Here is a 25,205-nt window from a genome sequence, read left to right as displayed (position 1 = left end):
CCGTATTATCAGAGTTTAAACGGATCTTGGAAATTTAACTGGGTAAAATCACCAGATATGCGTCCGGTTGATTTCTACAAAACTGATTTTAATGTCAATTACTGGGATAATATTGAAGTGCCGTCAAATTGGCAAATGAAAGGGTACGGCAAACCCATTTATACAAACATAACCTATCCGTTTGTTAAAAATCCACCTTATATTATGGAACCAGGATACGCTGGTTGGACTAATAGTGAATTGCCAAATCCTGTGGGGTCTTACCGACGCAATTTCGTGATTCCTGAAAATTGGTCTGGACGCGAGATTTTTTTAAATTTTGCCGGAGTGCAATCTGCCATATACGTTTGGGTAAATGGAAAAAAAGTGGGTTACAGTCAGGAAGGTATGACTCCTGCCGAATTTGACATCACGCCTTATATCCAGAAAGGAAATAATACGCTGGCAGTTGAAGTGTATCAATGGAGCGATGGCAGTTATCTGGAAGATCAGGATTTTTGGCGTTTGGCTGGCATTTTTCGTGATGTGGCTTTATATTCAACTCCAAAGTTTTATATCCGAGACTTTTTTGTCCAGCCAGAACTCAATGATGATTTTACCTCTGCTATACTCAAAGCGAAATTGTCGTTTGCAAATAAAGCATTCAAGGGAGCTGTTTCTGTTGAAGGGTATTTGTTGAAAGACGGACAAAGTTACAAAGGAGAAAAACCTATTTTTGTAAAACAACTTGCGGCTTCTGAAGTAAGTAAAAAGACATCAGAACTATCTATCAATACTAAAGTAGATCATCCCGATTTATGGTCGGCAGAGACACCTAACTTGTACCAAACCGTATTTGTCCTGAAAAACGCATCTGGCGAAATCCTCGAAGTTCTTGCCACTCCTTTTGGTTTCCGTAAAATTGAAATCAAGGATTCACAGCTTTGGGTAAACGGAAAAAGTGTGTTGCTCAAAGGGGTTAACCGTCACGACCTTGATCCAGCAAACGGACGTACTGTTTCGTACGGAATAATGGAGCAGGATGTGAAGTTATTCAAGCAGTTTAATATCAATACAGTTCGCACCAGTCATTATCCCAATCATCCTGATTTTTACAAATTGTGCGATCGTTACGGCATTTACATGATAAGTGAAGCTGATTTGGAGTCGCACGGTATGGGCTTTGGAAAAGAAGGACTCGGACATGATGTTCGTTGGGAGAAAGCACATGTCAGCAGGCAAGTGTCGATGGTAGAGGTGTTTAAAAACCATCCTGCCATTATCATTTGGTCTCTCGGAAATGAAGCAGGAACAGGAGTTAATTTCGAAGCTTGTCGCAAGGCAGTGCTGCAATTGGACACATCTCGCCCCATTCATTACGAAGGTTACAGCAAAGTGGCCGACATCGAATCGAACATGTATCCAAGTGTGGAGTATATCGATGAAATTGGTTCTCGAAAGGATCCTAAACCATTTTTAATGTGCGAATATGCACATGCAATGGGAAATGCCGTGGGAAATCTCCAGGAATACTGGGACGTGATTGAAAAACACAAACGACTTATTGGTGGTTGCATCTGGGATTGGGTTGACCAAGGATTAAAAAAAGAAGTGCCTGGAAAACCCGGAGAATACTTTTTTGCTTATGGTGGCGATTTTGGAGACCGTCCAACGGATTGGAACTTCTGTGCCAATGGATTGACTACACCTGACCGAGCCATTACACCCAAATTGGAAGAAGTGAAAAAAGTCTATCAGTACATTGCCATTACGCCCCAGGATATACTGAATGGTAAAGTAAGCATTAAAAATAAATACCAGTTTATCAACCTTGATCAGTTTGATCTAGTTTGGGAATTGAGTTGCGATGGCAGCGTGATTGAAGCGGGAACGATGAACCCACTTAATCTTGAACCAGGAAAATCAGCAGAGGTAAGCATTCCGTTTGCCAAACCGCAATTAAAAGCGGGCGGTGACTATTTCCTGAAAGTAATTTTCAAACTGCACACCGACGAAAAATGGGCTACACGAGGACATGTTGTTGCTTGGGAACAGTTGGCTGTACCGCTTAACGTGCCTGCTGTTGAACCCGTTCGTCCGCAAAGCTTGTCGTCACTTTCTTATAATGAAAGCGGAGATTGGATACAGGTTTCCGGCAAAGCATTCAACTTAAAATTCAATAAAAAAGTGGGCACTATTACTGATTTGGATTATTTTGGCAAAACAGTTTTACATACTAACCCCGAAGCCATTAATGGAGTTCGCATTGAAGCAAAATCGATTTACAAAGACACCTTGAGCAGTGCTTCTATTGCTGGTCCGATGCTGAATGTTTTCCGTGCACAGGTGGATAATGATTATTTTTTTGGAGGAGGTTATGGTCCTAAATGGCGAGAGGCAGCATTATACAACATGAAACCGACAGTAAAAAATATTTCGGTAAGCAAACAGGGAGACGCACTTGTAATTGATGTGACTCTTAATTCAAAATCGTCCAAAGGTTATGCCGTGGGTCAGCATACTGTTTGGAAAATTTATGGAAACGGTTTTGTCGATGTGACTACTGATTTTGATCCGGACAAACTAGACTATCCATTACCTAAACTTGGATTCCTGTTACAAATGCCCGAAGGTTTTGAAGACGTGACTTTCTACGGAGCTGGCCCACACGAAAATTATCGCGACAGACTGCGTTCGGCTGCCATTGGTCGTTATAAAACAACGGTAGATGATATGTTTGTGCCTTATTTGCGTACTCAGGACTGCGGTAACCGCTCGAATGTGAATTGGTTTACCGTTAGCAATCATGAAGGTGTGGGAATGATGGTTGTTGCTGACCATAAAATGGATTTTAGTGCATTGCATTACACGCCGTTCGATTTAGAGAAAGCAAACCATCCCTACGAATTGACCCGTAGAAAACAAACAATATTGACTGTTGATATGCAACATAACGGATTAGGTGGCGGAAGTTGCGGCCCAAGCCCAATGGATAAATACTTGTTGAAAACAGAAAAAGCAAGCTTCAGTTTTTCCATCCGTCCCTATATTGGGAATATGGGAGATATGGGAGATGTTGCCAAAATGAAACTTGATAAGTAAAAAAATAGAGTATTAGTAAAATAAATGAGCAATGAAATTAAAATTTAATTTAATTTTTTTAGTGGGAATTTTGATATCGCTTCAGGTTCCAGCACAGAAAAAGAAAGTAGCCTGTGTAGGCGATAGTATTACGTATGGATTGGGGTTGTCAAATCCCTCAACCGAAAGCTATCCAGGTCAGATGCAGGTGCTTTTAGGAACAACTTCTTGGCAACTTGGCAATTTTGGTGATAGCGCCCGACTACTACAAAAAAAAGGATATTCTTACTGGAATTCAGGGCAGTACACTAATGCACTTGCCTTCAATCCAGATCTTGTTGTAATTGCGCTTGGAACTAATGATGCCTATCCTTGGGCTCTAGACGGGAGCGATGCAAATTTCAGGAACGATTATAAAGCATTGATTCAATCGTTTCAAATTCTTTCTACTAAACCTGAAGTAAGTATTTGTTTGATTGCTCCTGCCGAGAACAGTAGCTGGGGACTTTCTAATTCCTATATTGATAAGGTAAATGTTGATATAAAACAAGTAGCCATAGAAAATGGGGTCAATTTAATCGATTTACACACTGCATTCGATGGTCATTGGCCAAGTTGGTTTCAATCAGATGCTGTACATCCATCGGTAACAGGAGCTGGACTAATTGCCCAGAAAGTTCAAGAAATGCTTCTGATGCCAAAACCCGAAGTGAGTTATGCAAATGGTAAAATAACAGCTCCAGATGGAGATGGCTATCAGTGGTATAAAGACGGTGTAGCTGTTGCCTCAGTAGATGGAGGAAATCTAAAGGAAATGACTATTATTGAAACAGGAATTTACAAGGTGTCTATCAAGTTGAATGCAGGTAATGAAACACGCATCGTATCTAAAGAATTAAACCTATTGGTGTTAAGTAAAATAGATTATAAAATAAAATCTAAAAAAGTTGTTGTTTTCCCCAATCCTGTATGCGAGGTTATAAGCGTTATTTTAGATAATCAAAGCGAAAATGTTCGTTACACAATTTCTGATTTATCAGGAAAAACAGTGTCATCGGGCTTAATAAACAATGATCACAATGCAGTAAATGTTAGTAAATTTTCTGCTGGAATTTATATGTTGAAAATTGGTAGCGAAAGCATTAAAATTGTTAAAAGATGAAATATTGGCTTGATTGCATCCAAGTTCTTGCAGGTAAACAATGTGCTTCTGTTGTTCAATTCAATGAAAACCAATAATTGTGGCGATTTACTTGAAGTTCAAAAGGTGGCTATTGGAGATAAAACCGAAGCGATTATTTTTCGAAACCAGAAAGAAGTATTAGTAAGTATGAAATTGCCAAAGAAAAAGTAATTGCTTTATTTTTTTAAAATATAAAAATAATCTTTTAATTGACAGTGTCGTAATTAATAAAATAAATAATTAAGAATCAATGAAAAAAAGTTGTAATCAAATAAGAGTATTTAAAATACTATTTGTCATCGCATTGATGATAGCTGGATGGAATGTACAATCCCAAAATGCTGACAGATTTTTTCCTAAAAAAGATTTAATAGCTACAGGAATTTATTATTATCCCGAACATTGGAACGAAAATCAATGGGAACGGGATATCAAGAAAATTTCAGATATGGGTTATGAATTTGTGCATCTCGCAGAGTTTGCTTGGTACAAAATGGAACCCGTTGAAGGGAAATATGATTTTGCTTGGCTGGATAAAGTAGTGAGCATTTGTATGAAAAACAACTTAAAAATAGTAATGTGTACTCCTTCGGCAACAACACCTTCATGGATGCGTATTAATTATCCTGAGACCTTTATTATGGACGGTCATTATATTCGTGCAGAGAATGGTACTCGAGGTTTAAACTCTACAGTTAACCTTAAATACCGTATGTTTTTAGGAAATATTGTTACTGAACTTGCTAAACGTTATGGACAGAACAAGAATGTGGTAGGATGGCAAATTGACAATGAGCCGCCAGCAATTGCTGATTATAGTCCAGATTCTCAAGTTTCATTCAGAAAATGGCTTAAAAATAAATATCAAACCATTGAGGCGTTAAATATGGCTTGGGGAGCTGCTTTTTGGAGTCAATGGTTTACTAATTTTGATGAGGTTGTAATACCTAATACCACTTTAGTAGGTTGGTGGGGTAACAATCCTCATGCTTTACTCGATTTTAAACGCTATTCTGCAGATTGTCAAGCAGATTGTCTTGATTTTCAAGCAGGTATTTTGAGAGAATATATTTTAGATAATCAGTACATTACAACAAATTATACGGCTATTTGTACTGGTGCTGACCCAAGAAGAACCAAAAAATTGGATTTTGCAGCCTATACGGCTTATCCTAATGGTGGAAGTAATAATATAGGAGAAAATGGGTTTAGATTGGGCGACGGTAAGTCAATTCTTTTCGCTGCCGAATATTATAAATCGGTTGGTGGTGTTTCTGGTGTTATGGAAATTCAGCCAGGTCCAGTGAATTGGGGAAGCTATAATCCTTTATTATTACCAGGTACTGTACGAATGTGGTTGTATCACACTTTTGCCGCTGGAGGTAAAATAGCTTGCTCTTATAGGTTTCGTCAAATCAATTATAGTTCAGAGCAATACCATTCTGGAATTATGAAACCAGACGGAGTAACTGTTTCTACTGGAGGGAATGAATACATACAATTTATGAAGGAGGTTAAATCACTTCGAAAACAATACAAACCTAATGAAAAAATGCCTGAGAAATTGGTCGCAAGATCAACTGCTATTCTTTGGGATTTGGATAATTATTGGGCTATTGATAGACAAAAATTGACTTATCAATGGGATACATGGGGCTATCCTGTAAAATTTTTAGAAATGTCCAAATCTCTAGGGGCTCCTACTGAAGTGATTTCAGAGAAAACGGATTTTTCTAAATATAAATTTTTAATTGTACCCGCTTATGATTTAGCAGATTCTGTTTTGGTTAAAAAATGGGAAAACTATGTTAATAATGGAGGTCATTTGATTTTAACTTGCCGTACTGCAACAAGAAACCGTGATGGACATATTTGGGAAGGAGAGTGGGCAGCACCATTATCTGATCTTATTGGTGCACATGTTGAAGCTACCGATATGCTTTCATCTTATAAAAATGGGGGAATTTTAATGAACGCTACCAATTATAATTGGAACAACTGGGCCGATTTGCTTACGGCTGATAAAGGAACAGAAGTGCTTGCAACTTACAACAATCAATTTTATAAAGGAAAAGCCGCTGTTGTAAGACATAAAATGGGAAAAGGTTCTGTAACCTACATTGGTGTAGATACAGATGACTCAAAACTGGAGAAAGATATTTTGAGAACTATTTATACAAATGCAGGTGCTACTACAGAAGACTATCCAGAAGGTGTTTACGTTTACTGGCGTGACGGATTTAACTTTGCAGTAAATTATTCTTCAAATGATTATACAATGAATTTATCAGCAACTGCAAAAATCCTTGTTGGTGAAAAAACATTAAAACCTGCAGGAGTAGTAGTTTGGAGCGAGTTATAGATTGAAAGTCAAAAAGATACTTCTGATGGAAAAACCAGAAATAACTATTTCTAGAGATAAAGTTGTTGCTCAAAAGGGAATGGATTGTCAATGACATATCAATCTAGTAGCTGTTATTTATGCAAATAGAAGAAACTAGAAAGAAATTGGTGCTCTCAGTCTTTCTTTGAGCATCAATGTTTTGATAATTAGAATTTCAACCCTTGATTCGCATAATATATAAAAGTTTAAAGAACTAAATAATTATGGGTAGATAAAAGAGGTTTTGATGCCTATTTCAAAGGAAAAGTAGTTTCTCTTTCTATTAAGCTAGTTTTGATTATTTTGGTGGTAAATTCTAATTCACTTTTGCCTTCCAAGCGATCTACTAACATTTTTGTAGCAACCTCTCCAATGTATTTACCGTGTTGGCTTATCGTAGTTATTGCGGGAGTAACATGCTGGGGTAATTTTCCATTAGTAAAACAAATGATGGACATTTCCTCAGGAATTTTGTAATTCATAGATTTAATCAATTGTAAAGATTGAATGGCTGAACTTTCCTCTAGGCATAATAAACCGTCTATAGACTTGTCGGATAAGATTATTTTCATAGAGGTTTCAAGGTCTTCTTTTTTATTTAATCGGACGATTATTTTTTCATTGATTGCAATGTTGTGGTCAGTTAGGGCCTTCTTATATCCTTCCACTCTCAATTTTCCCACGCTTAAAGTGTCAATTACAGATACTAAAGCAATTTTTTTACAACCTGTCTTGATTAAGTGTTCGGTGGCATGTCGCGCTCCTTCAATATCGTTAACAATAACTTTATCACAATTAATGGCATCAGTAATTCTGTCAAATAATACAATAGGAACTCCTTCGTTGATGGCTTCTATAAAATGGTTGAAATTTTTGTTAATTTGAGTTTCCTCTGCGATAGAAACTATAAAGCCGTCAATCGTACCGCTTTTTAATAATTCGACTGTGTTTACCTCTTTATCATAGGATTCATTGGAAATGCACGAAATTAAACTATAACCTAATTGGCTCGCTTTTTCTTCAATACCCACAAAAACCTCTGTAAAAAAGCTGTTCATTATGTTGGGAATAATTACTCCCAAAGTTTTTGTTTTTTTATTCAATAAACTTAAAGCAGCTTTATTGGGTTTATAATGATGCTTTTTGGCATATTCTTGAATTTTTTCCTTGGTTTTTGAACTAATGTCTGGGCTGTTATTCAATGCTTTAGAAACTGTAGCTATAGATATATTAAATTCAGTTGCAATTTTTTTTAATGTAATTCTAGAGGTCATTTGGATTCAATAAGGATTAAATTTTTTGGCTAACTTAAATTAAAATTCGATTCATATTTGTTTTAGCTTTTATTAATTGAGTAAAACGATAGATGTAGAATCAAACAATATGAGATTTATAATTTTACAATTTGAATTGATGAGTTATTGTGTTATTATTTTTCAATAAAACTTACACATTTATTATGCTTTGCAAATGTAGTGTTTACTTCTGATTTTTATAAGCAACTTAAACCTTTAAGTAAATTCATAATTCTTGTAATTTTGATTTAAAATTCTCTTAATCCCTTGATTTTATTGAACTTGTTTCTTTATGAAAGTTTTTTTTATGGATTCCTTTTCTAAATCTGAAAAAGAATAATATGATATTTATTTTAATAAATAATAGTGAATACTGTATTTTTAACGTAAAATTTTCAAGAATAACTAAAAAAACAAGAATGTACTATATAGGATTTGATATTGGAAGTTCTTCAGTCAAAGTTGCTTTGGTTGATGCAACTACAGGTGAAAAAATTATTGCGTTGCATGAACCTGTTGATGAAATGGCAATTATTGCATTTCATAAAGATTGGGCAGAACAAGATCCTGATTTGTGGTGGGAATATATTTGCACAGCTACAAAAAGAGCAATTAAAGAGGCAAATATTGATGCGTCAAAAATAACAGGTGTTGGTATTTCATATCAAATGCACGGATTGGTTGTCGTTGATAAAGACGGAAAATCTTTGCGCAACTCCATTATTTGGTGTGATAGCCGAGCAATTGAAATTGGCGAAAAGGCATTTCAAGAAATTGGAACCGAAAAATGTGCCACTCATTTATTGAATTCACCAGGTAATTTTACAGCATCCAAATTAAAATGGGTAAAAGAAAATGAGCCTGAAATTTATTCGAAAATTTACAAATACATGTTACCTGGCGATTATATTGCCTATAAACTTACTGGAGAAATGGCAACTACAAAAAATGGTTTGTCTGAAGGTATGCTTTGGGATTATAAGGAAAATAAAGTAGCCAATTGGTTATTAGATTATTTTGGAATCGATCATTCATTGACTCCAAATATTGTAGAAAACTTTACCAATCAAGGTCTTTTAAACGAAAAAGGTGCTAGGGAAACAGGACTTCCTGCGGGTATTCCAGTTGTTTATAGAGCAGGCGATCAACCGAACAATGCATTGTCATTAAACATTTTGAAACCAGGTGAAGTTGCTGCCACTGGAGGAACTTCGGGAGTGATTTATGCCGTTACCGATCAATTGAAATCAAAAGAAACTTCGAGAATAAATAGTTTTGTACATGTTAATTACACCAATGAACATCCTACAGTTGGAAAATTATTATGTATCAACGGGGCTGGAATTCAGTACAGATGGTTGCGCAATCATAGCGTGGTAGATTCGTATGAAAATATGAACAGGAAAGCTTCGAAAGTTCCGGTAGGATCAGATGGAGTAGTGGTTATCCCTTTTGGAAATGGAGCTGAACGTATGTTGAATAATATAAATGTGGGCAGTCATATTTTGAATCTTAATTTCAACAAACATAGTCATGGACATTTATATAGAGCAGCATTAGAAGGAATTGCTTTCTCATTTGTTTATGGAATGGAGATTTTAAAAAATGACAATGCCGAAATAAAAGTGATTCGTGCTGGAAATGACAACTTGTTCCGTTCAGAAATTTTCGCAAATACGGTAGCAACTTTAATTGGGCACGAAATAGAAATTTACAACACTACAGGTTCTGTTGGTGCTGCAAGAGCTGTTGGACTTTTAGATGGTGATTACGAGAAATTTGGTGAGAACATTATTAAAAATGATCATGTCATGACCTATATGCCATTGAAAAACATCGAACCATACGTAGAAGCTTATAAAAATTGGAAAAAAGAATTAGAAATAATAGTAACAAATAAATAATAAAAAAATGATAGTTTTAGGGAACAAAGAGTATTACAAAGGAATTGGTCAAATTCAATTTGAAGGCAAAGAATCGGATAATCCTCTAGCTTTTAAATATTACAATCCAGATCAAATCGTAGCTGGAAAAACAATGCGTGAGCATTTTAAATTTGCTATAGCTTACTGGCATACTTTCTGTGGTCAAGGATCAGATCCATTCGGTCCAGGAACACAACAATTTGCTTGGGATAAACCAGCAGATGCAATCGAAGCTGCAAAAGAAAAAGCAGATGCAGCATTTGAATTTATTACAAAAATGGGTTTTGGTTATTACTGTTTTCACGATTATGACTTAGTTAGAGAAGGTGCTACTTTTGCTGAATCAGAAAGCAGATTGGCTACAATTACTGATTATTTAAAAGAAAAACAAGCAGCCTCTGGAGTGAAATTGCTTTGGGGAACAGCTAATGCTTTTTCGAACCCTCGTTATATGAATGGTGCTGCAACCAATCCAGATTTTAATGTAGTAGCAAGAGCTGGAGGACAAGTGAAATTAGCTTTGGATGCTACTATTGCATTAGGTGGAGAAAATTATGTGTTTTGGGGAGGACGTGAAGGGTATATGTCTTTATTAAATACTAATATGGGAAAAGAATTAGACCATATGGGACAATTTTTAAGAATGGCTCGTGATTATGCTCGTGCACAAGGTTTCAAAGGAAGCTTTTTTATTGAACCAAAACCAATGGAACCAATGAAACACCAATATGATTTTGATTGCGCTACAGCAATTGGATTTTTACGTGCTCAAGGTTTAGAAAAAGATTTCAAAATGAATATTGAAGTCAACCATGCAACATTGGCACAACATACTTTCCAACACGAAATAGATGTGGCTGCTCAAGCTGGAATGTTAGGTAGTTTAGATGCCAATCGAGGGGATTACCAAAACGGATGGGATACGGATCAATTTCCAAACAATATTCAAGAAACTACCGAAGCGATGTTAGTATTCTTGAAAGCAGGAGGATTGCAAGGTGGTGGAATTAATTTTGACGCCAAAATCAGAAGAAACTCTACGGATATGGAGGATGTTTTCCAAGCACATATTGGTGGTGCTGATACTTTTGCCAGAGCATTACTTACTGCAGATAAAATCATCACTTCTTCGCCTTATGAAGCATTGAGAAAACAACGTTACAGCTCATTTGATTCTGGAAACGGAAAAGCTTTTGAAGAAGGAAAATTAGATTTAAAAGCATTGTACAAAATTGCTCAAGAAAATGGAGAACTTTCATTAAAAAGCGGAAAACAAGAGTTATTCGAAAATATTATTAACCAATATATTTAATCTATAAAAGAATATGGCAACAGCAACAAATTCTAGTTATTTATTTAAACTTACCTTAGTAGCAACATTTGGAGGACTACTCTTTGGATATGATACTGCAGTAATTTCAGGAACTGTGAGTTCTTTAGAAAGTTTTTTCGTGCTACCTTTTGGTTTGGATGAAATGGGAGCAAATGCCCGATTGGGATTTGTTGTTTCAAGTGCCTTAATTGGCTGTATTATTGGTGGGATTTCAGGTGGAATTATCAGTAAAAAATTAGGTCGTAGAAACGGTTTAATTTTAGCGGCTATTCTGTTTTTAATATCAGCTTTAGGTTCTGCAATGCCAGAAATGTTTGTAAAACCAATAGGTGAAGCAGATCATACTTTTATGTATTTGTTTATTGTATATAGAATTATTGGTGGAATAGGTGTTGGATTAGCATCTATGCTATCGCCCTTGTATATTGCAGAAATTGCCCCTGCACATAGTAGAGGTAAACTAGTTTCTATGAATCAGTTTGCTATTATTTTTGGTATGTTGGTAGTTTATTTTGTAAACTATTACATTTCAAAACAAGGTGATGATACTTGGCTAAATGTAGTGGGTTGGAGATGGATGTTTGGTTCGGAAGTAATTCCGGCAAGTCTATTTTTGGTTATGCTATTTTTTGTTCCAGACACCCCGAGATCTTTGGTGTTGAAATCACAACCTGAAAAAGCATTGGCAGTTTTAATTAAAGTGAATGGTATTGATGAAGGAAAGAAAATATTGGCTGACATTCAAAATACAGTAGTAAGCCATTCCGGGAAATTATTTTCTTTTGGTATGACCGTAATTGTAGTAGGAGTATTATTGTCTGTTTTTCAACAATTTGTAGGTATAAATGTAGTGTTGTATTATGCCCCTGAGATTTTCAAAAGTATGGGTTCAGGAACGGATACCGCTTTATTGCAAACTATTATTGTTGGAGCAGTTAATTTATTGTTTACCGTTTTAGCAATTATGACAGTTGATAAATTTGGTAGAAAACCTTTGATGATTATTGGTGCTTTAGGAATGGCGATTTCTATGTTTGCTTTAGGTACTACATTCTTTATGCAATCCGTTGGAATGGGAGCATTGGTATTTATGTTAATTTACGTTGCCAGTTTTGCAATGAGTTGGGGGCCAGTTTGCTGGGTGTTATTGTCAGAGATTTTTCCAAATAAAATTCGTGGAAGAGCTTTAGCAGTTGCAGTTGCAGCACAATGGATTTCTAATTATTTGGTATCATGGACTTTTCCAATGATGGATAAAAACACTTATCTTTTAGAAAAATTTAACCATGGTTTTGCATATTGGATTTACGGAGTAATGAGTGTATTAGCAATGTGGTTAGTATGGAAATATGTTCCAGAAACAAAAGGAAAAACTTTGGAAGAAATGGAAGAAATTTGGGAGAAAAATTAATATCCCAATAGAATGAATAATTTATAAACAACACAAAACAACACAGTTAAATAGATCTATTAACTGTGTTGTTTTTATTTAAAAAAAAACAAAATGAAATTTTTTATTGACACAGCAAAATTAAGTGAAATTGCAGAAGCACAAGCATTAGGAGTTTTAGATGGAGTAACAACAAATCCATCCTTAATGGCCAAAGAAGGAATTACAGGAAAAGACAATATTTTAAAACATTATTTAGCAATATGTAATATTGTGGATGGCGATGTTTCTGCCGAAGTAATCGCAACTGATTTTGAAGGAATGGTTCGTGAAGGAGAAGAATTGGCAGCATTACACCCACAAATTGTTGTAAAATTACCCATGATTGCTGCGGGTATCAAAGCCTGTAAATATTTTTCGGATAAAGGAATCAAGACCAATGTAACATTAGTTTTCTCTGTGGGACAAGCCTTATTGGCTGCCAAAGCTGGAGCTACTTATGTTTCTCCATTTTTGGGAAGATTGGATGATATTTGTACGGATGGTTTAGGATTAATTGCCGAAATCAGACAGGTGTATGATAATTACGATTTTCAAACTCAAATTTTATCAGCTTCGGTTCGCAATACAATGCATGTAATTAATTGTGCCAAAGTAGGATCGGATGTAATGACTGGGCCTTTATCTTCTATCACAGGATTATTGAAACACCCATTGACCGATAGCGGATTAGCACAATTTTTAGCCGATTATCAAAAAGGAAATTAAGATGGAAATTAGTAAATTACAAGCTATCGTCTCTCAAACTAGAAGGGATATTTTAAGGATGGTGCATAAAGTGAATTCAGGACATCCAGGAGGATCGTTGGGATGTACAGAGTTTTTAGTAGCTCTTTACAATGAAGTTATGGATTTGAAAAAAGGGTTTGATATGGATGGAAAAGAGGAAGATTTGTTCTTCTTGTCTAACGGTCATATTTCTCCTGTTTTTTATAGCGTTTTAGCACGAAGAGGTTATTTTCCTGTTGAAGAGCTAAATACTTTCAGATTATTAAATTCACGCTTACAAGGTCACCCAACAACGCATGACGGATTACCTGGTGTGCGTATTGCTTCGGGCTCGCTTGGTCAAGGATTATCTGTGGCAATTGGTGCCTGTCAAGCCAAAAAATTGAACGGCGATAACAATATTGTTTATACACTTCATGGAGATGGTGAATTGCAAGAAGGACAAAATTGGGAAGCCATTATGTATGCTTCCGCAAAAAAAGTAGATAATCTAATTGCTACTATTGACTATAACGGACAACAAATTGATGGTTCAACGAATGAGGTTCTAAATATGGGAAGTTTAAAAGCTAAATTTGAAGCTTTTGATTGGGATGTTCTCGAAATTGCAGCAGGAAATGACCTTGAAGCAATAATTGCCGGAATGAAAGAAGCAAAATCCAGAACTGGAAAAGGAAAACCGGTATGTATTCTTTTAGAGACCATTATGGGAAATGGAGTTGATTTTATGATGCATACTCACGCTTGGCACGGTAAAGCTCCTAATGACGAACAATTAGCAAATGGTTTAGCTCAAAACCCAGAAACTTTGGGAGATTATTAAATTAAGGACATGAAAAAATATACAAATACAGGAAGTAAAGATACTCGCTCTGGTTTTGGAGTTGGTATGACCGAATTAGGTAAAAAAAATGAAAAAGTAGTGGCTTTATGTGCTGATTTAATTGGTTCTTTAAAGTTTGATGATTTTAAAAAAAATCATCCAGAACGTTTTTTTCAAATCGGAATTGCCGAGGCAAATATGATTGGAATTGCTGCAGGATTGACTATTGGAGGTAAAATTCCTTTTACAGGAACTTTTGCTAATTTTTCTACTGGCAGAGTGTACGATCAAATTCGTCAATCAGTAGCTTATTCTGAAAAAAATGTAAAAATTTGTGCTTCTCATGCGGGATTAACACTAGGTGAAGATGGAGCAACACACCAAATTCTTGAAGACATTGGATTAATGAAAATGTTACCTGGAATGACTGTAATCAACACTTGTGATCACAACCAAACCAAAGCAGCAACTCTAGCTATTGCAGATTATCATGGGCCTGTTTATTTACGTTTTGGACGACCAGTTGTGCCTAATTTTATGCCCTCTGATGAACCTTTCGTAATTGGGAAAGCGATTGTGCTTAATGAAGGAACTGATGTTACAATTATTGCTACAGGTCACTTAGTTTGGGAAGCTTTATTGGCTGCAGAAGTGTTAGAAGCTGAAGGGATTTCTGCAGAAGTAATCAACATTCATACTATAAAACCCTTAGATGAGGAAGCTATTTTAAAATCAGTTGCTAAAACAGGGTGTGTAGTTACTGCCGAAGAACATAATTATTTAGGGGGATTAGGAGAAAGTGTTTCGGGTGTTTTGGTTCGAAATAATCCATTACCACAGGAATTTGTAGCTGTTCAAGACAGTTTTGGCGAAAGCGGAACTCCAGAACAATTAATGGAGAAATATGGTTTGAATGCCGAGACAATTGTCAAAGTAACAAAAAAAGCACTTTCGAGAAAAAAGTAAAGTACCTTTTTTAAGGGAATAAAAATCTAGTGGAAATCATTTTTCTTTAGCTAGAATGCGGTAGGGATATTTTATTCCTACCTCATTTTTTTAGTGGTAAAAAAATTAAAGGCGAAATTAGATTATAAAATAAATGCAGATTTATTACAAAAAACACTCGAACTGACGGTTGCGATAATTACATCCAATGAGTATTTTAAAAAAAAAAATTAGAAATAGGCTAGTAGAATTTAAAGGTAATTTCACTTAGATTTTGTTTTAGTCAGAATCCTTTTGCTTACTATGATTCTCAGGACTTTTTTCTATACCAATTCAACTTAAACCTTTTGGATAGTAAATAAGTGATTTAGTTGATACAACATTTAAATATGATAATTGAGACAAATGAGGTACTTTTTAGACACAAAAGAGTACCATCAAATAATAGAGTTTTAAGGACATTTGTTGTTGTAGTATTTTGTAATATTTAATATTTATATAAAAAAAAAGTGTTTTTTAAATATTTACCATAGTTAATTTATTAATAAAGCATTAAATAGTCATTTTAACAAGAAGTTTTGGTTTCTAAGTGCCTTAAAAAAAACACATTGAACAGTTTGGATTAAATTAGGGTAGTTTTCAAGTAAAGTTTATTTTTCTGAATCAATGCTTTGTTTTTTTTATGATACAAAAAGTAACATCTCAAATACAAATGTTCTTAATGAGCCAATTTAATATTAGCAAAGATTTTAAAAATTGCCTGAACGCCTTAAAAGAGATGGATTGGAGTAAATTGAAGCTCAAAGTATTTGCAGTACAAGGAACAGGTGTTGCAATAGCAAAAGTTTTTCTTCTTGAAGGCGAGTAAAAAACTATTTCGCTTTTCAAAAAGGAAATGATTTCAGCATAAATGAAAACCATTAAATCAAAAGATGTCGTTCAAAACAGAATGGATAAAATAAATAATTGGTTAGTTTTTAGACTGGGGAGTTTTAATAGTCTCCCTAGTTTATTTAAATTAATTATGTGAATCAAGGGTTAAAATAAAATGCTAGTATTCTTCTGATTAGACCTAACAGGTTTTAAAAACCTGTTAGGTCTCTTTTGAAAACTAGAAAGTTATAGATTCAACCCTTGATTCGCATTAATTATTAAAAAATAAAAATGATAAAAAAAATAATAATACCTATTTTACTTTTTACTGTAATCTCTGTATTTAGCCAAAGCAAAAAAGATGGGTATGAAGTAATTTCGCCTAGCGGTAAAAATAAAATTAAGTTCGAATTGTTTAAAAGCGAACCTAAATATTCCGTTTCTCACGGTAAAACTCAGGTATTGTCACTTTCGGATATGGGATTTTTATTAAAAGATAAAAATCTAAGTACCAATTTTGAAGTTGTAAAAGTAGAAAATTCTTCTTTCGATGAGACTTGGGAACAAGTTTGGGGAGAAAAACATAAAATTCGTAACCACTACAATCAAATGGTGGTGAAATTGCAACAAAAAGACAAACAAAAACGCCAACTCGAAATACAGTTTCGTGCTTTTGATGATGGGGTTGCCTTTCGTTATGTTTATCCAAAACAAGCCACAAAAGATAGTATTTTCATTATGGATGAAAAAACCACTTTTAATTTAAAGGAGGATGGTAAGGCTTGGTGGATTTCTGCTTACAGAGAAAATCGTTACGAATATCTTTATAAAGAAACTCCAGTAAGCACTTTAGATACGGTACATACACCCTTGACAATAGAAAGCAAGAATGGTTGGAAATTGAGTTTTCATGAAGCAAATCTTGTCGATTTTGCGAGTATGACCTTGGTAAACACTTCGGGAACTCAATTAAAAACTGATTTAGTTCCTTGGTCAGATGGTGTAAAAGTGAGAGTAAAAGACAGTTTCACTTCTTCTTGGAGAACCATTCAAATCGGTGAAAATGCAGGTGATTTGATTGATTCGTATTTGATTTTAAATCTAAACGAACCTAATAAATTAGGGAATGTAGATTATTTTAAACCCTACAAATACTTAGGAATTTGGTGGGGAATGCACATCGGAAAATATACTTTTTGGGAAAGTGAAAAACAAGGGGCTACTACCAAAAATGCGCTAGAATACATTGATTTTACTTCCAAAGAAGGATTTCATCACATATTGATTGAGGGTTGGAACAAAGGTTGGACTCCAGCTTGGTATGAAAATAAGATGCATATGTTCAGTTTTACTAAATGTGCTGATAATTTTGACATTGACAAAGTGGTGGAATATGGAAAACAAAAAGGAGTAGAACTTATTGGATACCACGAAACGGGCTCTAATTTAATTAATTATCTTAAAGAAATCGATGAGGGTTTTGCTATGTACAAACGTCTGGGTATTCACACCATAAAAATTGGTCATGTGGGGGGCAAATTGAATATGAAAGAATGGCATCACGGACAATTTGGAGTAAATTATTTCAGGTATGTTTTGAAAAAAGCTGCCGAATATGATTTGGCTGTGTTTTATCACGAACCAATAAAAGATACTGGAGAACGCAGAACATATCCTAATATGCTGGCTAGAGAAGCCGCTCGTGGACAAGAATACAACGCATGGAGCGAAGGAAATCCGCCCAATCACGTGACTATTTTGCCTTTTACCAGAATGTTGTCTGGGCCGATGGATTATACACCCGGAGTTTTAGATGTCGAAATCAAAAAAGGTTATCCAGGGAAAAGAATCCACGGAACTACGGCTCAACAATTGGCTCTTTATGTAGTATTTTATTCACCAATTCAAATGTTGGCCGACCTTCCTGAAAATTACGAAGGAGTACCTGCTTTTCAATTTTTGAAAGATGTTCCAACCGATTGGGAAACCACAAAAGTATTGAATGGAGAAATAGGGGAATACATTACCACAGTTCGTAAAGATGAAAATAGTGACGATTGGTATTTGGGAAGTATTACTAATGAGAAAGCTAGAGATTTAACTATATCATTATCTTTTTTGGATGCTAAAGCTACTTATGAAGCACAGGTTTATGCCGATGCCGAAGGAACAGATGAAACTCATAATCCAGAATCAGTTGCGATTTCTAAAAAAACAGTAAAAGCTTCGGATGTATTGAAATTGCATTTAGGTGGAGCAGGAGGAACAGCCATTCGATTAAAAAAAATATAGATTATGAAACAAATAGTAGTAGTACTTACAATTCTTTTAGGTTTAGCCAATGCTAAAACTTTTGCACAAAATTCGAGTGCTAAAAAATCAGCATCTACCAATCGAATTATAAAAGTCGATTATAATAAATCGGCAGGTGAATTGAATACGATGTTCAAAGAATGCGTTGGGGCGGGAAGAGCTAATGAAGGATTGCGTGCCGATTGGCAACAACAATTGACTTTAGCAAAAAAAGACTGTGATTTCAAATACATTAGAATGCATGGTTTATTAACTGATGATATGGCAGTTTACACAGAAGATAATAAAGGAAATCCGCAATACAGTTATCAATATGTTGATGCTTTATACGATTTTTTGCTTAGCATCAATGTAAAACCATTTGTGGAATTGGGTTTTATGCCTTCAAGATTAGCAAGTGGTAGCCAAACTATTTTTTGGTGGAGAGGAAATGTAACTCCTCCTAAAGATTACAAAAAATGGGAAGATTTAATTCGAAATCTAACTCAGCATTTTACCGAACGTTATGGTGAAGAAGAAGTAAAAACTTGGTATTTCGAAGTTTGGAATGAGCCTAACTTGTCTCCAGGATTTTGGACTGGTACACAGGCGGACTATTTCAAATTATATGAGTACACTGCTAGAGCTGTAAAAAGTGTAAATTCAGCTTACAAAGTTGGTGGGCCTGCTACAGCTGGAGCAGCTTGGGTTCCTGAAACTATCGATTTTTGTAGCAAAAATAATGTGCCAATAGATTTTATTTCTACACATTCTTATGGAGTTGGGCAAGGATTTTTAGACGAATTTGGAGGTTCTGGAACTGTTTTGAGTAAAGAATCATCAAGTGTAAGTGGAGATGTAATTAATTCTCGTAAACAAATTTCAGCTTCAGACAAACCAAACTTAGAATTGCATTACACCGAATGGAGTTCGTCTTACACTCCGGCTGATCCTTTTCACGATAGTTATCATTCGGCAGCTTATATTCTTCAAAAATTAAAACAAGTAGGGAACGCTGCCAACTCTATGTCATATTGGGTTTTTACCGATGTTTTTGAAGAACCTGGACCAAGATTTACACCTTTTCATGGAGGATTCGGATTGATGAATACTCAAGGCATAAAAAAAGCAGCATATTTTTCGTATGATTTTTTGAATAAATTGGGAACAACAGAACTTCAAGATACGGACACTTCTTCTTGGGCTACCAAAAGCGCAAATGGAAATATGCAGGTTTTGTTTTGGGATTTTACTTATACATTGCCTGATCGTACAAATAATCAGCAATATTATATAAAAGATTTACCATCAAAATCTAAAGGAAGTGTAAAAATTCAATTGACAGGACTTGAAAAAGGGAACTATCATTTAGAGATATACAAAGTAGGTTACAAAGTTAATGATGCCTATACAGATTATTTAGCGATGGGAAAACCAAGCCAGTTAACAAAACAACAAGTAAATGCGCTTAAAGAAAAAAACAACGGTAATCCAATTGCCACAGCAATAATAACAATTGGTTCAGATGGAAGCTATAACAAGGATTTTGACATTAATGAAAATGATGTTTTTTTGTTAAACCTTGTTAAAATATAATTAGTGTTAACCAACAATAGTAAATAATATACATTGCTATTAAAAAACGTTACAAAGTGATTTTGGATTACTGTAGCGAATTATTTTAGATAAAAAAGGTTGCGTTATTGAGCAATCTGTTAAAACATTTTTTACCAACTTATATGAAAAAAAATAAAATATACTTAAGCCTAATTACTGGATTAGTATTAGCATCATGTGCTACTAAACAGTATGAAAAAACGAATGATGGTATAATTGTAAACATAAGTCATCCTAAAGAAGCAGCATCAAGCAAATTACGTTTGCAAGTTTTAGGGAATGACTTAATACATGTGTCTGCGACACCAGATAATGTATTTCCAAAAGATTCTAGTTTAATTATTGTGCCTAATATTGGGACTGTTCCGTTTAATGTTGCCATGGTAAAAGATTCGATCAAATTAGCTACCGAAACTTTAAATGTTATGGTTTCATCAAAAGATGGAGGTGTTAAGTTTAAAGATAAAAACGGCAAAATTATTTTGGCAGAAAGTGCTGGTGGAGGTAAAACATTTAGTCCAGTAGAAGTTGAAGGAACTAAGGGGTATTCAGTTCGTCAAATTTTTTATTCGCCAAAAGAGGAAGCTTTTTATGGTTTAGGACAACATCAATCAGATGAGTTTAATTACAAAGATAAAAGCGAAGAATTATATCAATACAACACTAAAGTTTCTATACCATTTATTGTTTCCAATAAAAATTATGGTCTTTTGTGGGATAGTTATTCATTAAGCCGTTTTGGAGACAGTCGCCCTTTTGAACAATTAAATACCGTTTTTAAATTATACGATAAAAATGGTGAACCTAATAATTTAACGGGTACTTATGTTACGCCAGATAATGGAAAAATAGAAATAGTTCGTAAAGAAGCCTCTATTTTCTTTGAAGATGTTAAAAGTTTTAAAAACTTGCCAGCAAATTTTCCTTTAAAAAATGCTAACGTAACTTATGAAGGCGATATTGAAGCACCGCAAAACGGAGAATATAAATTTACTTTATATTATTCAGGTTATGTTAAAGTGTATTTGAACAATCAATTAGTAGTTCCAGAGCGTTGGAGAACAGCTTGGAATCCAAATAGCTACAAGTTTTCAATGAATTTAGAAGCTGGTAAACGAGTTCCTTTACGAATAGAATGGAAACCAAACGGTGGAACTTCCTACTGCGGATTAAGAGTAAGAACACCTCAATTAGTTGAAGAAAAAAGCAATCAAGTATGGTGGAGTGAAATGAATAAAAAATTAGACTATTATTTTGTTCATGGAAATTCTATGGATGAGGTAGTTAAAGGATATCGTACTTTAACTGGAAAAGCTCAAATTATGCCAAAATGGGCAATGGGGTATTGGCAAAGTCGGGAACGATATAAAACCGAAGCCGAGATTCTGGGCAATTTGAAAGAATTTAGAGATCGTAAGATTCCTATAGATAATATTGTAATGGATTGGAATTATTGGGAAGAAGATGCATGGGGAAGTCATCAATTTGATCCGAAACGTTTTCCTGATCCAAAAAGAATGGTCGATTCTATCCACGCGATGAATGGTAAAATGATGATTTCGGTATGGCCTAAGTTTTATAAAACAACAGAGCATTTTAAAGAATTTGACCGAAAAGGATGGATGTATCAACAAGCCATAAAAGATAATATTCGTGACTGGGTTGGTCCTGGTTATGTAGGTTCTTTCTATGATGCTTATTCAGGTGGAGCAAGAAAATTATTTTGGAAACAAATTTATGATAATTTATACCCAACAGGAGTTGATGCTTGGTGGATGGATGCCAGTGAACCAAATGTGCTGGATTGTACAGATATGGATTATCGTAAAGAATTGCAAGGGCCAACAGCTTTAGGCTCTTCTACAGAATATTTCAATACTTATGCTTTGATGAATGCCGAAGCCATTTATGATGGGCAACGTAGTGTGGAACCAAATAAACGCGTGTTTTTATTAACTAGATCAGGTTTTGCGGGATTACAGCGTTATTCAACAGCAACATGGAGTGGTGATATCGCAACACGTTGGGAAGATTTGAAAGCCCAAATTTCAGCAGGTTTAAACTTTGCTATTAGTGGTATTCCATATTGGACTATGGACATTGGTGGATTCTGTGTTGAAGATCGTTATGTAGATGCTCAAACGGAATTTGACAAAAATGGAACAGAAAATGCCGACAATAAAGAATGGAGAGAATTAAATACACGTTGGCATCAATTTGGTGTTTTCGCACCATTATACAGATCACACGGACAATTTCCTTATCGTGAGCCGTGGAATATAGCTCCTAAAGGACATCCAGCTTACGAGTCCATTTTGTTTTATGATAATTTGCGTTATAGATTAATGCCTTATATCTACACCATGGCCGGGATGACCCATTTTGACGATTATACCATTATGCGTCCTTTGGTAATGGATTTTTCTAGCGATAAAAAGGTTGTGAACACTAATGATCAATTTATGTTTGGTCCTGATTTTATGGTTTGTCCAGTTTATAATTATGGCGTTCGCAAAAGAGATGTTTACTTTCCGGCAGGAACTAATTGGTATGATTTTAATACGGCCAATTACATAAAAGGGGGACAAACTTTATCCGTTGACGCACCTTATGGTCGCATTCCATTATTTATTCCCGAAGGTGCTATTGTTCCTGTAGGACCAGAAATACAATATACGGATGAAAAACCAGCAGATACAATTGTTCTTTATGTATATAAAGGTAAAAACGGTAAATTTGATTTATATGAAGATGAAGGTGTAAATTATAATTATGAAAAAGGATTCCATTCTAGTATTCCATTCAGTTATAATGAAACAAATGGTGTTTTAACTATTGGCGAGCGAAAAGGAGAATTTAATGGAATGTTAAAAAACCGTAAATTTGTTATTGTTCCTGTGAGTAAAGAAAACCCTAAAGCATTTGTATATGATGCTCAAGGTCAGGTAGTCAATTATGACGGACACATACAAACTATTACATTAAAATAATCACAAAATCATAAAGTAAAAAATAACCTAGATGAAAAATAAATATATCATTTTATCAATTGCATTAGTAACGGTATTGACTGTTTCGTGTAAAAATGGATTCCAAAATACAGATAAAAAACCAATAACGGAAACGGTTCACCAAGTCAAAGAATTTGACCCTTCAAAATATGAAGAAAAGATAAATTCTTTAATTTCTCAAATGACACTTGATGAAAAAATCGGTATGTTGCATGGTAATAGTATGTTTGCTAATGGTGGTGTAGAACGATTGGGGATTCCAGAATTAAAAATGGCAGATGGTCCTTTAGGCGTTCGCGAAGAAATTTCTCGTGATTCTTGGGCTGCGGCTGGATGGACAAATGATTTTGCGACCTACTATCCTGCCAGTGGGGCTTTGGCAGCCACTTGGAATACCGATATGGCATATACTTTTGGAAACAGCGTTGGGCAAGAATTGAGAGCGAGAGGAAAAGATATGTTATTGTCTCCTGCAATCAATATTGTAAGAACTCCACTAGGAGGAAGGACTTATGAATATATGACCGAAGATCCTTTTTTGAATAAAAAAATAGCAGTGCCGTTGGTTATTGGACTACAAGATAATGATGTGATGGCTTGTGTAAAACATTTTGCAGCTAATAATCAAGAAACCAATCGTGATATTTATGATGTTCAAATGGATGAACGTACACTTCGCGAAATTTATTTACCAGGGTTCAAAGCTGCGGTAACTGAAGCCAATGCTTATGCTATAATGGGAGCTTATAATAAATTTAGAGGCGAATATTTATGTGAAAATGACTATATGCTCAATAAAATTTTGCGTGACGAATGGGGCTTTAAAGGTGTTGTTGTTTCTGATTGGGCTGCGGTGCATTCTACTGTGAAAACTTTAAAAAATGGTTTGGATATCGAAATGGGAACTCCAACGACAAAGTTTAACGAATTTTTATTAGCTGATAAATTAATTGCAGCTGTAAAAAAAGGTGAAATTTCAGAAGACGAAATTAACAAACACGTAAAACGTATTTTAAGAGTTTTATTCCAAGTAAAAGCAATGGGAAGTCAAGACCGTGTTAAAGGAAGTATTGCTACCGAAGCCCATTATCAAGATGCTTACAAAATTGCGACAGAAAACATTGTTTTATTGAAAAATGATAAAAATGTACTGCCTTTGCAGTTAAATGGAATAAAATCAATTGCCGTAATTGGGAACAATGCCACTAAGAAAAATGCTTTGGGTGGATTTGGTGCAGGTGTAAAAACTAAAAGAGAAATTACGCCTTTGGAAGGTTTGCAAAACAGATTGCCAAGTGCTATCAAAATTAATTATGCAGAAGGGTATTTGGAGCGTTATGAAGAAAAAAAGTCAGGAAAATTAGGCGACATTACCTTGAGTGGTCCAGTAACCATCGATCAATTAGATCCAGCTAAATTGCAAGAAGCTATTGAAACTGCTAAAAAATCTGATATTGCTATTGTTTTTGCAGGTTCTAACCGTGATTATGAAACAGAAGCTTCGGATCGTAGAAATTTAAAATTACCATTTGGACAAGAAGAATTAATTAATAAAGTTAGAGAAGCAAACCCTAACACAATTGTTGTTATGATTGCAGGCGCTCCTTTTGATATTGAAGCAATAAAAAATAAAACATCCACTTTAGTTTGGAGTTGGTTCAATGGTTCCGAAGGTGGAAATGCCTTAGCCGACGTGTTATTAGGAAAAGTAAACCCTTCAGGAAAATTGCCTTGGACAATGCCTAAAAATATTATGGATTCGCCTGCACACGCTACTAACAGTTTCCCTGGTGATAAAACGGTTACTTACTCAGAAGGAATTTTGGTAGGATACCGTTGGTTTGACACGAAGAAAATAGAGCCTCTTTATCCTTTTGGATATGGATTGTCTTATACTACTTTTGCTTTCGAAAATGCTAAATCTGATAAAAAAGAATATGCAACTGATGAGACAATCTCAGTTTCTGTAGAATTGAAAAACACTGGAAAAGTAGATGGTAAAGAAGTGGTACAATTGTATTCTTCCAAATCCGATTCGAAAATTACCCGTGCCGCCCAAGAGTTGAAAGGCTTTGAAAAAGTATTGGTAAAAGCCGGAAATTCACAAACTATTACGATTCAAGTTCCAGTAAAAGAATTGGCTTATTACAATGTTGATGCTAAAAAATGGACAGTAGAATTAGGAAATTATACTTTGAGATTAGGAAGTTCTTCTCGTGATATTAAAAAAGAAATTCAAATTAGCATTAAGTAAGAATTTAGTAATTAAGGTTTTAATTAAAATTG

16 protein-coding genes are annotated in these 25,205 nt (G+C 34.9%); 15 read left to right on the top strand and 1 reads right to left on the bottom strand.

Features of this window, described 5'->3' with window-relative positions; genetic code table 11:
* The 4 genes from PHC28_RS00140 to PHC28_RS00125 form a co-directional block, all read left to right on the top strand.
* Positions 1-3,081: glycoside hydrolase family 2 TIM barrel-domain containing protein (locus PHC28_RS00140; RefSeq protein ID WP_300095145.1), on the top strand; the 3,081-nt coding region annotated here is incomplete at its 5' end.
* A 31-nt stretch (positions 3,082-3,112) separates the two neighbouring features.
* Entirely contained in the window at positions 3,113-4,222 is a 1,110-nt protein-coding gene (locus tag PHC28_RS00135) for an SGNH/GDSL hydrolase family protein (protein ID WP_300095142.1), read from the top strand.
* A 63-nt stretch (positions 4,223-4,285) separates the two neighbouring features.
* Positions 4,286-4,414 (top strand): hypothetical protein, encoded by a 129-nt coding sequence (locus PHC28_RS00130; RefSeq protein ID WP_300095139.1) that lies wholly within the window; start codon positions 4,286-4,288, stop codon positions 4,412-4,414.
* Positions 4,415-4,493: 79 nt separating this feature from the next.
* Positions 4,494-6,605 (top strand): beta-galactosidase, encoded by a 2,112-nt coding sequence (locus PHC28_RS00125; RefSeq protein WP_300095136.1) that lies wholly within the window; start codon positions 4,494-4,496, stop codon positions 6,603-6,605.
* Between the two features lie 272 nt (positions 6,606-6,877).
* On the opposite strand, the gene PHC28_RS00120 is transcribed toward PHC28_RS00125, so the two are convergent.
* Positions 6,878-7,900, bottom strand: a complete 1,023-nt coding sequence (locus PHC28_RS00120; protein WP_300095133.1) for a LacI family DNA-binding transcriptional regulator — start codon at positions 7,898-7,900, stop codon at positions 6,878-6,880.
* 440 nt (positions 7,901-8,340) lie between these two features.
* Here PHC28_RS00120 and PHC28_RS00115 point away from each other — a divergent pair, with 440 nt between their 5' ends.
* The 11 genes from PHC28_RS00115 (at position 8,341) to PHC28_RS00065 (ending at position 25,173) form a co-directional block, all read left to right on the top strand.
* Positions 8,341-9,825 carry an FGGY family carbohydrate kinase gene (locus PHC28_RS00115; RefSeq protein WP_300095130.1) on the top strand — a complete coding sequence of 495 codons (1,485 nt, stop codon included), beginning with the start codon at positions 8,341-8,343 and terminating at the stop codon, positions 9,823-9,825.
* A 7-nt stretch (positions 9,826-9,832) separates the two neighbouring features.
* The gene (gene xylA / locus PHC28_RS00110; protein WP_300095127.1) at positions 9,833-11,158 is read left to right on the top strand and encodes a xylose isomerase; all 1,326 of its coding nucleotides are present in this window, start codon (positions 9,833-9,835) and stop codon (positions 11,156-11,158) included.
* Positions 11,159-11,171: 13 nt separating this feature from the next.
* On the top strand, positions 11,172-12,590 hold the full coding sequence (gene xylE, locus PHC28_RS00105; RefSeq protein ID WP_300095123.1) for a D-xylose transporter XylE: 1,419 nt from the start codon (positions 11,172-11,174) through the stop codon (positions 12,588-12,590).
* Between the two features lie 93 nt (positions 12,591-12,683).
* Positions 12,684-13,337, top strand: a complete 654-nt coding sequence (gene fsa / locus PHC28_RS00100; protein ID WP_300095120.1) for a fructose-6-phosphate aldolase — start codon at positions 12,684-12,686, stop codon at positions 13,335-13,337.
* 1 nt (position 13,338) lies between these two features.
* On the top strand, positions 13,339-14,181 hold the full coding sequence (locus PHC28_RS00095) for a transketolase (protein WP_300095117.1): 843 nt from the start codon (positions 13,339-13,341) through the stop codon (positions 14,179-14,181).
* 9 nt (positions 14,182-14,190) lie between these two features.
* Positions 14,191-15,147, top strand: a complete 957-nt coding sequence (locus PHC28_RS00090) for a transketolase C-terminal domain-containing protein (RefSeq protein WP_300095114.1) — start codon at positions 14,191-14,193, stop codon at positions 15,145-15,147.
* A 661-nt stretch (positions 15,148-15,808) separates the two neighbouring features.
* Positions 15,809-15,994 (top strand): hypothetical protein, encoded by a 186-nt coding sequence (locus tag PHC28_RS00085; RefSeq protein WP_300095111.1) that lies wholly within the window; start codon positions 15,809-15,811, stop codon positions 15,992-15,994.
* A gap of 296 nt (positions 15,995-16,290) precedes the next feature.
* Positions 16,291-18,291, top strand: coding sequence for a glycoside hydrolase family 97 protein (locus PHC28_RS00080; protein WP_300095108.1), 2,001 nt, complete (start codon positions 16,291-16,293; stop codon positions 18,289-18,291).
* A 3-nt stretch (positions 18,292-18,294) separates the two neighbouring features.
* Positions 18,295-19,887, top strand: coding sequence for a glycoside hydrolase (locus PHC28_RS00075; protein WP_300095105.1), 1,593 nt, complete (start codon positions 18,295-18,297; stop codon positions 19,885-19,887).
* Positions 19,888-20,030: 143 nt separating this feature from the next.
* Positions 20,031-22,898, top strand: a complete 2,868-nt coding sequence (locus PHC28_RS00070) for a TIM-barrel domain-containing protein (RefSeq protein ID WP_300095102.1) — start codon at positions 20,031-20,033, stop codon at positions 22,896-22,898.
* A 31-nt stretch (positions 22,899-22,929) separates the two neighbouring features.
* Complete coding sequence (locus tag PHC28_RS00065; protein WP_300095099.1) at positions 22,930-25,173, top strand: glycoside hydrolase family 3 C-terminal domain-containing protein; 2,244 nt, start codon at positions 22,930-22,932, stop codon at positions 25,171-25,173.
* Positions 25,174-25,205 lie beyond the last annotated feature (32 nt).

Source organism: Flavobacterium sp., from assembly GCF_028712645.1.
GTDB lineage: Bacteria > Bacteroidota > Bacteroidia > Flavobacteriales > Flavobacteriaceae > Flavobacterium.
The sequence above is the reverse complement of the archived record's forward strand: the minus strand, read 5'-3'. Positions and strand labels throughout refer to the sequence as shown.